Raw genomic sequence first — 11,611 nt, 5'->3', positions numbered from 1 at the left:
ATCATGCCGCTTTGCGCCGTGGTGGTTTCACCCTCCGATATGGACTCCGCTATGGATTATGAATTTCGCCGCGACCCGTTCGGTGGCTATCGCGCCCGGTTCTCCATGGGCCATGAAGCCATCGGCCAGTGGTTGATCGACGAGGTGGGCAAGGACGAGGAGAAGCTCGACGAGCTGTTCGCCATCATCGATCAGCTCTCCAGCCGGACTCGCGTCGAATACCGGCTGCTTGGCGGCGACTACTCCCTGCTGCTGACCCACGAGGAGGCCGAGGTGAAAGCCAACGTCCTCAATATCGAGCAGGATGAGGATCTCGACGATCTCGCCTACTACGATGATGAACAGCTGGCCATGTGCGGGCTGGAAGATTTTGCCCAGGTGCTCGGCTCCTGGCGCGCCTTTATCCGCAACGAGGATATGGGCTGATTACCCCCATTCGGGCGAGCATGCCCCTTGCAACCCAACAGGATTGACTATGTCCATTTACGATTTTGATGACGAACTGCCGGAAGACGAGCTGGATCAACCGAAGAAACCCGCCCAGCCCAAGAAGAAGGGCAAGCAGGTGCTGAACACCCAGGTCAACCTGAGCCCGCGCGATGCCAGCCGCCTGAACGGCATGCACGTCGAGGCCATCACCACCCTGGATGACGTCAGTCTGCCGAAGAACGTCATCTTCAAGGCCGGTCTCATCGCCCTGGGCGAGCTGGAAGCCAGCAAACGCGCCGACATCATCGCCCGGGTCATCGCCGAGTCCGGTCGCTGATACGGGAAGGCCATCGCCTCTCTCGGTGGCATCTTGCCGCCGCCCAAGCCGGAGCCCAGCTCCGGCTTTTCATTGCGCGTCTTCTGCCGGCCAGTCCCTTTTCCTTGAACCAGACCATGGGGATCGTTAAGGTGCGCCCTTCATTCATACAAGGAGACTCGATGTTACCACTCCCCGATATCCTCATCTGGCTCGTCCTGGGGCTCTCCGTACTCTGCTGCCTCGCCCGCCGGACCAGGCCCGGCATGCTCCTGTTGGGACTTGCCCTGCTTACCGCCCTCTGGCTTGAGCGACTCGCGCCCCTCGCCGCTCTTGTCAGCCTCGCCGGTCTGCTGCTGGCCTGGCGTACCCCCACCCTGCCCCCACCCTGGCGTGGCGTCGCACTGACGCTGATCCTGCTGTGGTCCCTCGCCCTGACGCTGCATCTGGTGCCCGGCTTTGACAATATCAGGGTGCTCGACAAGGTACAGGCGGGCCCGGCCAGCGTGCCCTTCACCCTTTACCTCAATCTGGACAAGCCGCTCATTTTCTTCGCCCTGCTGCTGGCCATCCCCGGCCTGCTCGGCCCGGGTGGAACGATGCGCTGGCGGCCGCTGGCCCTGCTCATCCTGCCGCTCGCGGCCCTGCTCATCACCGCCTGGCAACTGGGCGCCCTCAAACCCGAAGCGGGACTGCCCCACTGGTGGTGGCTGTTCGCGTTCAACAACCTGCTGTTCACCTGTGTGGCGGAAGAAGCGCTGTTCCGGGGATGCATCCAGCAAGGGGTGGCAAGCCGAAGCACGCCCTGGGCAGGTCTCCTGGTCGCCAGCCTGCTGTTCGGCGCAGCCCATCTTGCCGGTGGCCCGTTGCTAGTGTTGTTCGCCGCGCTGGCGGGGGCCTGCTATGGCCTGGCGTTCCAGCTGAGCGGGCGCCTCAGTGTCGCCATCCTGCTCCACTTCCTGTTCAACTTCGCCCACCTGGCCCTGTTTACCTATCCCCTGGCCAGCCACTGACGTCGAGCACCGATTCACCGGGCAAAAAAATGCCCCGCCCCCGTAGGGGCAGGGCATCTGCATTCACCCTGCAATCTAGTCGACGTAGAAGGTCTGCTGGAAGGTCAGCGTCTGCTGCTGCCCCTCCCCCATGATCTTCAGGGTGAACTGGTAGGTGTCCTCATTGCGATAGGGCAGCACTGCCAGGTAATAGATGGCATTCCCCTCTTTCACCTCCTGAAAATTCAGGGTGCGAAGGGTGCCTGTCAGATTGCGGGCTTCGCCGCTGATCCCCACCGCCTGTGCCACCCCCTGCTTGTTCTGCACCGCGATATTGACGATGCCGTTATAGCGGCTGCGCTCCAGGCCATAGGTCCTGGCTACCTCGGGGGTGAGGAAGCTGGAGTTGAACGCGCTGTAGTGCACTTTCCAGGGGCCCAGCTCCTGCATCTGCTCAGCCCGCAGCGGCAGCGTCATCAGGAGTGCCAGCAGGCAACTCATCCAGGCTGTTTTCATGATGTCATCCCTCTCGTATCAACCCTGATTATCGAGCAGAGCGGCAATCTCGGCGGGGATCTGCTTTGGCGCGTCGATGGCGACCGTCTTGTGCCGACCCAGCTCCCCCCGCAGGATGCGAACCTGCCCCTTGGCCACCTTGCACTGCTTGGCCAGGTACTTGATCAGGTGACTGTTGGCCTGACCATCCACCGGCGGTGCCGTGATGGCCACTTTCAACTCGTCACCGTGCAATCCGATGATCTGATCCCGGCTCGCCTTGGGCTGGATCATCAGATGCAACACCAGCTCGTCCCCTTCCAGCAGGACGGCGGGCATCAGATCATCCACCACAACTGGCCGAACAGATCCCCCATCAGGTAGTTGATGGCCTGCAGCGCGATGAAAGCGACCAGCACGGAGAGATCCAGCCCGCCCAGTGCAGGCAGGATGCGGCGAATGGGGGCCAGGAAGGGTTCAGTGAGCTGGTGCATCACGTATTCAATGGGGTTGCGACCCTGGCTGACCCAGCTCAGGATGGCGCGGATAAGCAGGATCCAGAAGATCATGGAACCCGCCTTCTTCAGCACGGTGAGCGTCGCAAACAGACAGAGAGTGAGCCAGTCCGCCTGCAGCACATTCATGCTCTTGAGCAGGACCAATTTGCCAACGGCGATCAGCAGCGCCAGCAGCACAGAGGCCATGTCCAGCCCGCCAAAACCCGGGATGACGCGGCGCAGGGGCACCACCAGCGGGTTGGTCAGCTTGACCACCATCTGGCTCATGGGGTTGTAGAAGTCGGCCCGCGCCCACTGCAGCCAGACCCGCAGCAGCACCACCATGAGGTAGAGATCAAAGACAGTGTTAATCAAAAAGTAAGCCGTGTTCATCCGGGCTCCTTGCTAAAAGGGATTCAGAAAAGGGTTTCCATTTCGCCGGCCCGGGTAACGGCCGCCTGCATGGCTCTTGCGGTCAGCGGCATCAGCCCCTGCTCCTGGAATGTCTTGACGGCCTCGGCCGTGGTCCCGCCCTTGCTGGTCACCTGCTCGCGCAGGGTCTGCAGCGACAGCTCGGGATTCTGCTCCACCATGGCGGCCGCCCCCAGGGCGGTTTGCTGCACCAGCAGGCGGGCCTGCTCTGGCGTAAAGCCCATGGCCTCGGCCTCCTCGGCAATCGCTTGCATGAACAGGAAGAAGTAGGCCGGGGCACTGCCCGCCGCCGCGATAACGCCGTTGATACTGGCCTCCTCATCCACCCAGAGGGTCTTGCCCACGGATTGCATCATCTTTTCGGCCACAGCACGATCGGCCTGCCCGATGGCGGGCGGTGCATAGAGCCCGGTCATCCCCAGCCCCAGCAAGGAGGGGGTGTTGGGCATGGTGCGAATGATGCGATCGTGACCGCCCGCCATCTCCTGCAAGCGTGCGACGCGAATGCCGGCGGCGATGGAGATGAGCAACTTGCCATCCAGCGAGCCAAGCTCGGCCACCAGCGCCGTCAGCATGCCCGCCATCAGCTGGGGCTTGACCGCCAGCACGATCACCTCGGCCTCCCGGGCCGCCTCGGCGTTGTCCTGGGTGATACGGATGCCGAACTGGCTGGCCAGTTCGTCCAGCTTGGGGCGGCTCGGATTGGCGGCGATGATACGCTCTGCCGGGTAACCCGCCTGGATGAGGCCGGCAATGATACTGCGGCTCATGTTGCCTGCCCCGATGAAGGCGAGGGTTCTCTGCTGCATCAAACACTCCTGTTACTGACATCGCAGCGGATGCCGACCCAGCCTGTGCGGGCTGACAGCATCACACGCGCCTGTTACCTGAAAAAAAAAGCACGACCGGGGGTGTTTCTCGCCCCGGCTCTTGCTCATGAATAGTCACGGGCCCCGAAGATGGCGGTCCCGACCCGCACCATGGTGCTGCCATGGGCAATGGCAGGCTCAAGATCCTCGGTCATTCCCATCGAAAGGGTGTCGACGCTCGGGTATTGTTGCGCAAGCTCGGTGAACAGAGCCTGCATGCGCGCCATCTGGGCCGCCAGCACCCCCTCGTCGCGGGTATGCTCGGGGATGGCCATCAGGCCGCGCAACCGCAGCCGCTCGCTTTGGGCCACCAGAGAGGCCAGGCGGAAAATCTCTTGCTCCGACGTACCGGATTTGCTGCTCTCTCCGCTAATATTGATTTGCAGACAGATATTTAGCGGCGCGAGCCCACTCGGTCTCTGATTGTTGAGGCGTTCGATGAGCTTGTCGCGATCGACACTTTGAACCCAGTCGAACCGCTCCGCCACCAGCTTGGACTTGTTCGATTGCAGCGGGCCGATAAAGTGCCACTCTATGTCTGTACAGGCGTTCTGCTCGCGCAAGGCATCAATCTTGAGCGCGGCCTCCTGGGCGTAGGATTCGCCAAAGCGCCGCTGACCGGCGGCATAGGCAGCCTGAATGTCCCCCAGCGGCTTGGTTTTGCTGACAGCAAGCAACTGGATGTGATCTGGGCTGCGGCCAACACGCCGGGCAGCCTCTACAATACGTTCCTTTACCTGAAGCAGGTGCTGGGCAATCTGGCTCATATTTCGTTCGTAATCTTGTGATGGGAGAATAACAAATCTATGGATATCACAGAGTTATTGGCATTCAGTGTAAAGCATAAGGCCTCGGATCTACACCTCTCGGCCGGGGTCCCCCCGATGATCAGGGTTGATGGGGAGGTTCGCAAGATCAATTTGCCCGCCCTGGATCACCGGGAAGTCCATGCTCTCATTTACGACATCATGAATGACCACCAGCGCAAGGAGCTGGAGGAGAACTTCGAGGTGGACTTCTCCTTCGAAGTACCCGGCATGGCACGCTTTCGGGTCAACGCCTTCCAGCAGGCGCGCGGCTCGGGCGCCGTGTTTCGTACCATCCCGAGCACCGTTCTGACCCTGGACGATCTGGGGGCGCCGGAGATATTTCGCAAGATAGCGGAGTACCCTCGCGGCCTGGTGCTGGTGACTGGACCCACCGGCTCGGGCAAATCCACCACCCTGGCCGCCATGGTCGATTACATCAATGACAACTTCCACCACCACATCCTCACCATCGAGGATCCCATCGAATTCGTGCACGAGAACAAGCGCTGCCTGGTGAACCAGCGGGAAGTACACCGCGACACCAAGAGCTTCAGCAACGCCCTGCGCTCGGCCCTGCGGGAAGACCCGGATATCATCCTGGTAGGTGAAATGCGGGACCTCGAAACCATCCGCCTCGCCATGACCGCCGCCGAAACCGGTCACCTGGTATTTGGCACCCTGCACACCTCCTCGGCCGCCAAGACCATCGACCGTATCATCGACGTCTTCCCCGGCTCGGAGAAGGACATGGTGCGTTCCATGCTCTCCGAATCCCTGCGGGCGGTCATCTCCCAGACCCTGCTCAAGCGTATCGGTGGCGGCCGGGTGGCGGCCCACGAGATCATGCTGGGGATCCCGGCGGTGCGAAACCTCATCCGGGAAGACAAGGTGGCCCAGCTCTATTCCGTCATCCAGACCGGGATGACCCACGGCATGCAGACCATGGACCAGAGCCTCAAGCAGCTGGTCAACCGGGGGGTCGTCGCCTCTCTCGATGCCAAAGCCAAGGCGGTCGATCCCAATACCATTTAAGCTCGCACACCCAAGGAGTCGCCATGAACATGGATGTTCTGCTCGCCGCACTGGTTGAACAAAAGGGCTCGGATCTCTTCATCACGGTCGATGCCCCCCCGACCCTCAAGGTCAACGGGCGTCTGGTGTCGCTCGGACCAGCCCCCCTCGACAAGACGACAGCGCTGGCGCTGATCAGGGAGAGCCTGGATGAGACCCACTTCGAGCGCTTCCTGCACACCCGCGAGGCCAACTACGCCATCCAGCGGGGCTCGCTGGGGCGCTTTCGGGTCAGCGCCTTCTGGCAACAGGATATGCCGGGCATGGTGCTGCGCCGCATCGAGACCCGCATCCCCACCTTTGACGAGCTGGTGCTGCCTCCCATCCTGCAGGAGGTCGCCATGGCCAAACGCGGGCTGGTGCTCTTCGTCGGCGCCACTGGCGCCGGCAAGTCCACCACCCAGGCGGCCATGATCGGCTTTCGCAACCAACACGGTGACGGCCACATCCTGACGGTGGAGGATCCGGTGGAGTTCGTCCATCAGCACGATCGCTGTCTGGTGACCCAGCGGGAGGTGGGGATCGACACCGCATCCTTCGATGTCGCCCTCAAAAACTCCCTGCGCCAGGCCCCGGATGTCATCCTCATCGGTGAAATCCGCTCCCAGGAGACCATGGAATTCGCCATCCAGTTCGCCGAGACGGGGCACCTCTGCCTCGCCACCTTGCACGCCAACAATGCCAACCAGGCGCTGGATCGCATCCTGCATCTGGTCCCCCAGGAGAAGCACCGCCAGTTCCTGTTCGATCTCTCCTTCAACCTGCGCGCCATCGTCGCCCAGCAGCTGCTCCCCTCCGCTCACGGGCAGCGCCGGGTCGCCGCCTTCGAGATCCTGCTCAACACCCCGCTCGTCACCGACATCATCCGCAAGGGAGAGATGCACAGACTCAAGGAGGTGATGACCAAATCCGGCGAGCTCGGCATGCAGACCTTCGATCAGGCGCTGTTCGGCCTGTTCTGCGCCGGCCAAATTGGCTACAGTGAGGCCCTTGCCCATGCCGACTCCGCCAACGACCTGCGACTGCTCATCAAGCTGTCGGGTCGCGAGCAGCTGGGCGCAGGCACTCTCGACAACGTGACCCTGGATGAATGAGGGGCGTGCGTCATCGCTAGTAAAGGACAGTTATGCTGATTGTGGTTTCCCCGGCCAAGACGCTGGATTACGAGTCACCCCTGGTGACCTCCCGTTTCACCCAACCCGAACTGCTGGACCACTCCGCAGCACTGATCACCCGGGCTCGTCAACTGAGCCCGGACCAGATCGCCAGCCTGATGAAGATCAGCGACAAGCTCGCCGGCCTCAACGCCGCCCGCTTTGCCGAGTGGCGGCCTGACTTCACGCCGGCCAACGCCCGCCAGGCGCTGCTGGCCTTCAAGGGGGACGTCTACACCGGTCTGGCCGTAGAAGATTTCAGCGAGGCCGACCTCGACTTCGCCCAGGCCCACCTGCGCATGCTCTCCGGCCTTTATGGCGTACTGCGGCCGCTTGACCTCATGATGCCCTACCGCCTGGAGATGGGGATCCGCCTCGACAACCAGCGCGGCAAGGACCTCTACCAGTTCTGGGGCGACATCATCACTGCGCACCTGAACAAGGCGCTGGCAGCCCAGGGGGACGACGTACTGATCAACCTCGCCTCCGACGAGTATTTCAAGTCGGTGCGCCCGAAAGCCCTGCAGGGGCGCATCATCACCCCGGTCTTCAAGGACGAGAAGAACGGCCAGTTCAAGATCATCAGCTTCTACGCCAAGAAGGCCCGCGGCATGATGGCACGTCATATCATCAAGCATCGGCTCACCCGGGTGGAACAGCTGACCGGTTTCAATGCCGACGGCTACAACTTTGTACCGGAAGAGTCCGACGCCAATACCCTGATGTTCAAGCGCGCTGAAAATTAATTACACATTCAAGGGAACCAAGTCGGAGATCCTCGGGTCTGACTCTGTGAATCCTCTGTTGTAAGCACTTTTTGTTGGCCGACGTCCTTGCGTCGGCTTTTTTCTGCGCCTCTCTCAGGCCACTCCCCAGGCAGCAGACAGCAAAACGGCCATCCTGGGATGGCCGTTTCAACTGTGCTCGGGGGCATTACTTCTTTTTCTTCTTTGCCGACTTCTTGGCATCCTTCGGCTTTTTCTTCTTCACCGGCACCCGCGCTTCCTTGTGTCTGGGGCGCAGCTCATCGATCACCCGGCGCTTGAGGCGCTCCTCGGTGTAGCGTTCGATCTTGGCGACCATGGCCATGTCGTGAGCTTCCACCAGGCTGATGGCGCAGCCGCGGTTGCCGGCACGACCGGTACGACCGATGCGATGCACATAGACATCCGCGCCGTAGGGCATGTCGTAGTTGATGACATGGCTGACGTTCGGCAGGTCGATGCCGCGGGCGGCCACGTCGGTGGCGATGAGGAAGGGCACCTCCCCTTCGTGGAACTTGCGGATAGACTCGATGCGCTTGGCCTGCTCCATCTCGCCACGGATCCAGGCGCAGGGCACGCCTGCCGCCTGCAACTGGCCGGAAAGCTCCGCCAGTCGCTCACGGGTCTTGACGAAGATGATGGCCTTCTGGGTTTCCGGGTTTTTCAGGATGTGCACCAGCAGAGCCAGCTTGTGGGCGGCATCATCGGCCAGGTGGATCCACTGGGTGATGGGGCGGCGCTCGCTGCGGGGCGGCTCGGCGTGCAGCTCAACCGGGTCTTTGAGGATCTCGCTCGCAAACTTCTCGAGGCCGGCCCCTTCCAGGGTGGCGGAGAAGAGCATGGTGTGCTTGCGGTAGCGCGCCTCTTCCACGATGCGGTTCACGTCCTTGATGAAGCCCATGTCCAGCATCCGGTCCGCTTCATCCAGCACCAGCACCTCGATGTCGTGGCTCTCGAACTCCTCTTTCTCGATGTACTCGAGCAGACGGCCCGGGGTGGCCACCACGATGTCGGTGGTCTTGGTCAGGGCAGGCAGCTGCTCTTCATGGCTGACGCCACCGATGATGGTCTCGATGCTGAGATGGGTGTGCACCGCCAGGGCCTTGGCGTGAGCACTCACCTGCAGCGCGAGCTCGCGGGTCGGAGTCAGGATCAGCATGCGGCACGGACCCGGCTTGCGACGCGGGAAGTCCAGCAAGTGCTGCATCGCGGGCAGCAGGAAGGCGGCGGTCTTGCCGGTTCCGGTCGGCGCAGAAGCCAGAATATCGCGGCCGTCCAGGGCTGGCTCCAGCACCATCTGCTGGATGGTGGTGGGGCGGGTGAATCCCATCTCGGCCAAGGCCCGACTGAGGGCTGGATTCAGGTCGAAATCATCAAAGGACTGGCTCATGGCAATACTCGGTCATTAAGGAAGCGGCAGATTATAGGCGATTATGCCGCCGGCTCCTATGGTGACTGTGGCTTAGCCGCTATAATCGCCGGCCATTTTCCGCGGGCAGGCACAGGAGGAGGGCCGAATGGGGCGCAACAACGGTTTCACGTTCAAGCAATTTCACATCGATCACGACCGCTGCGCCATGAAGGTCGGTACGGACGGCATTCTGCTGGGAGCCTGGGCGCCGGTCGACAGCGCCCGCCGGGTGCTGGACATCGGCACCGGCAGCGGCCTCATCGCCCTGATGCTGGCCCAGCGCAGCACGAACGACTGCCACATAGACGGGGTGGAGCTGGATAAGGATGCAGCCATGCAGGCCCATGAGAATGTGACGGCCTCCCCCTGGCGTGAGCGGGTCACCATCATAGAGAGCGCCATTCAGGATCACCTCGCCCCCCCTTACGATCTCATCGTCTCCAACCCGCCCTATTTCCCGGCAGGCCAGACACTTCGCGATCCGGCCAGGGCTCTGGCGCGACATACCGGGGGGCTCGACCCCAGGGGATTGCTGGCCGCCAGCGATCGCCTGCTGAGCCGTACCGGGCAACTGGCCCTGGTGCTGCCCACGGCGATGGCGGATGAAATTTTATGCATTTCGTCGAGTTATGATCTGTATGAGCGTTGTTATCTGGCTGTTACCACCAGAGAGGGGAAAGAGGCAAATCGTGTTTTATTGCTGCTTGGCAGAGGATTAAACAAGTGTGAGAGGGGTGAAATTGTGATCCATTCTGCCACGGGAGGCTATTCCGACAGATATATCCAACTAACCAGCCCCTTCTATTTGAAGATGTAAATTTTGCCTTGAACTATTTTTTCACATCATTATGCTGACTGCTAAATGAGCGCCCGCTCAAGACCAGTTCAAACCACTGGTCGCGATGAAAAAACCAGCGGGGCTCTTTTTTTTACCCCCGGAAAGTGCCGGTCACTGACAAATAAAAAACTATAACAAGCAATAGTTTACAAGACAGACGAGGTTGAACTTGACGAAATCACTCACATTGTCCGATGTACTCGGATTGGGCTTCATGACCTTTGCGTTCTATCTGGGCGCAGGCAACATCATCTTCCCGCCCCTGGCCGGCTTCATGGCGGGTGAGCACCTCTCCCTGGCCATGCTGGGCTTCCTGGTCACCGCCGTGGGCCTGCCCCTCATCACCATCATCGCCGTCGCCAAGGCTGGCAACGGCTGGGCCGGCATGACCAAGCTGCTGCCGGCCGGCGTGGCCACCGCACTGGCCGTCGCCATCTACATCATCATCGGCCCGGCCTTCGCCGCCCCCCGTACCGGCCTGGTGGCCTACGAGATGGGCCTCAAGCCCTTCCTTGGCGACATGGGACCATCCGGTCTGGCTGCCTACACAGTACTGTTCTTCGGCGTGGCCATCCTGGTCTCCCTCAACCAGGGCAAGCTGATGGATGCCATCGGCAAGTACCTGACCCCGCTGCTGATGCTGCTGCTGCTGACCCTGGCCATCGGTGTCTTCGTCGCACCGCAAGGAAGCATGCCTGCCGCATCCGGTGACTACCAGAGCACCCCCTTCGTGAAAGGCATTCTGGAAGGCTACAACACCATGGACACCCTGGCGTCCCTGATGTTCGGCGCCCTGATCGTCGACCTGCTGCGCCAGAAAGGCATCCATGACTACCAGAGCCAGTTCAAGTACCTGGCCATCGCGGGCATCATCTCCGCCATCGGTCTCTCCGTGGTCTATGTCTCCCTGTTCCAGCTGGGCAACACCGCTGCCGGCGTCGCCACAGACGTGAGCAACGGCGGTGCCATCGTCAACGCCTACGTGCTGAGTCTGTTCGGCCAACCGGGTCAGTTCATCCTGGCTGCCATCATCACCCTGGCCTGCTTCACCACGGCCGTCGGCCTCATCTCCGCCTGCTCCGACTTCTTCCACAACCTGACCGGCATGAGCTACAAGAAGCTGGTCGTGCTGCTGGGTGTCATCTGCGGCGTCGTGGCCAACGTGGGCCTGAGCCAGCTCATCAGCCTCTCCATTCCGGTGCTGGTCGCCATCTACCCGGTTGCCGTGGCGCTGGTACTGGTCACCTTCCTGAAGGGTTACTTCGGTCGCCCCCGCCTGGTGTTCCGCTCCGTGCTGCTGGTCGCCTTCCTGTTCGGCTGCCTGGACGGCCTGGGCGCCGCCGGCATGAAGATGGATGCTTTCGCCTTCCTGCCGCTGTTTGACAAGGGCCTGGCCTGGTTGCTGCCGACCCTGCTGGCCTGTGGCCTCGGTGTCATGGTGCGTGGCAATGGCAAGCTGGCAGCAGAAGCTGCCTGATAACAGATCTTGACCAACAAAAAAGAGGCCAGCATTCGCTGGCCTCTTTTTTGTTGG

The 11,611-nt window shown here is 61.5% G+C and carries 14 protein-coding genes; 8 read left to right on the top strand and 6 right to left on the bottom strand.

Annotation, left to right across the window (positions count from 1 at the left end; translation table 11 throughout):
• Positions 1-51: 51 nt before the first annotated feature.
• The 3 genes from BGO64_RS06270 to BGO64_RS06260 all read left to right on the top strand — a co-directional run bounded on the left by BGO64_RS06270 (position 52) and on the right by BGO64_RS06260 (position 1,758).
• Complete coding sequence (locus BGO64_RS06270; protein ID WP_011704605.1) at positions 52-426, top strand: YacL family protein; 375 nt, start codon at positions 52-54, stop codon at positions 424-426.
• 49 nt (positions 427-475) lie between these two features.
• A complete protein-coding gene (locus tag BGO64_RS06265) occupies positions 476-766 on the top strand; it encodes a hypothetical protein (protein WP_039039963.1) in 291 nt (96 codons plus the stop codon).
• A 161-nt stretch (positions 767-927) separates the two neighbouring features.
• Positions 928-1,758: a CPBP family intramembrane glutamic endopeptidase gene (locus BGO64_RS06260; RefSeq protein ID WP_286700347.1), complete on the top strand. Its 831-nt coding sequence runs from the start codon at positions 928-930 to the stop codon at positions 1,756-1,758.
• Positions 1,759-1,833: 75 nt separating this feature from the next.
• Here BGO64_RS06260 and BGO64_RS06255 read toward each other — a convergent pair whose 3' ends face one another.
• The 5 genes from BGO64_RS06255 to BGO64_RS06235 all read right to left on the bottom strand — a co-directional run bounded on the left by BGO64_RS06255 (position 1,834) and on the right by BGO64_RS06235 (position 4,797).
• Positions 1,834-2,253 (bottom strand): DUF4426 domain-containing protein, encoded by a 420-nt coding sequence (locus BGO64_RS06255; protein WP_029313762.1) that lies wholly within the window; start codon positions 2,251-2,253, stop codon positions 1,834-1,836.
• An 18-nt stretch (positions 2,254-2,271) separates the two neighbouring features.
• A complete protein-coding gene (gene yggU, locus BGO64_RS06250; protein ID WP_010673054.1) occupies positions 2,272-2,571 on the bottom strand; it encodes a DUF167 family protein YggU in 300 nt (99 codons plus the stop codon).
• Positions 2,571-3,122: a YggT family protein gene (locus BGO64_RS06245; protein ID WP_042014922.1), complete on the bottom strand. Its 552-nt coding sequence runs from the start codon at positions 3,120-3,122 to the stop codon at positions 2,571-2,573. Before BGO64_RS06245 ends, yggU begins: the two co-directional genes overlap by 1 nt.
• A gap of 23 nt (positions 3,123-3,145) precedes the next feature.
• Positions 3,146-3,970 (bottom strand): pyrroline-5-carboxylate reductase, encoded by an 825-nt coding sequence (proC, locus tag BGO64_RS06240; RefSeq protein WP_286700346.1) that lies wholly within the window; start codon positions 3,968-3,970, stop codon positions 3,146-3,148.
• Positions 3,971-4,095: 125 nt separating this feature from the next.
• Entirely contained in the window at positions 4,096-4,797 is a 702-nt protein-coding gene (locus BGO64_RS06235; RefSeq protein ID WP_042864460.1) for a YggS family pyridoxal phosphate-dependent enzyme, read from the bottom strand.
• 39 nt (positions 4,798-4,836) lie between these two features.
• Here BGO64_RS06235 and tapT point away from each other — a divergent pair, with 39 nt between their 5' ends.
• From tapT to yaaA, 3 genes are read left to right on the top strand one after another with little or no spacing between them, the layout of a single operon-like run.
• Positions 4,837-5,871 (top strand): type IVa pilus ATPase TapT, encoded by a 1,035-nt coding sequence (gene tapT, locus BGO64_RS06230; protein ID WP_010673050.1) that lies wholly within the window; start codon positions 4,837-4,839, stop codon positions 5,869-5,871.
• A gap of 23 nt (positions 5,872-5,894) precedes the next feature.
• Complete coding sequence (locus BGO64_RS06225; protein WP_041214461.1) at positions 5,895-7,004, top strand: PilT/PilU family type 4a pilus ATPase; 1,110 nt, start codon at positions 5,895-5,897, stop codon at positions 7,002-7,004.
• A gap of 32 nt (positions 7,005-7,036) precedes the next feature.
• The gene (gene yaaA, locus BGO64_RS06220) at positions 7,037-7,810 is read left to right on the top strand and encodes a peroxide stress protein YaaA (protein WP_286700345.1); all 774 of its coding nucleotides are present in this window, start codon (positions 7,037-7,039) and stop codon (positions 7,808-7,810) included.
• Positions 7,811-7,997: 187 nt separating this feature from the next.
• Here the strand turns inward: yaaA and srmB are convergent, their stop codons facing one another.
• Complete coding sequence (gene srmB / locus BGO64_RS06215) at positions 7,998-9,218, bottom strand: ATP-dependent RNA helicase SrmB (RefSeq protein ID WP_041210934.1); 1,221 nt, start codon at positions 9,216-9,218, stop codon at positions 7,998-8,000.
• Between the two features lie 127 nt (positions 9,219-9,345).
• Between srmB and BGO64_RS06210 the strand changes: the two genes are divergently transcribed.
• Together BGO64_RS06210 and brnQ are read left to right on the top strand one after the other, a co-directional pair.
• On the top strand, positions 9,346-10,056 hold the full coding sequence (locus tag BGO64_RS06210) for a tRNA1(Val) (adenine(37)-N6)-methyltransferase (RefSeq protein WP_049636473.1): 711 nt from the start codon (positions 9,346-9,348) through the stop codon (positions 10,054-10,056).
• Between the two features lie 235 nt (positions 10,057-10,291).
• Positions 10,292-11,554 (top strand): branched-chain amino acid transport system II carrier protein, encoded by a 1,263-nt coding sequence (brnQ, locus tag BGO64_RS06205; protein WP_050485178.1) that lies wholly within the window; start codon positions 10,292-10,294, stop codon positions 11,552-11,554.
• Positions 11,555-11,611: the final 57 nt, after the last annotated feature.

It is taken from the genome of Aeromonas sp. 62-46, from assembly GCF_001898585.1.
GTDB lineage: Bacteria > Pseudomonadota > Gammaproteobacteria > Enterobacterales > Aeromonadaceae > Aeromonas > Aeromonas caviae.
The sequence above is the reverse complement of the archived record's forward strand: the minus strand, read 5'-3'. Positions and strand labels throughout refer to the sequence as shown.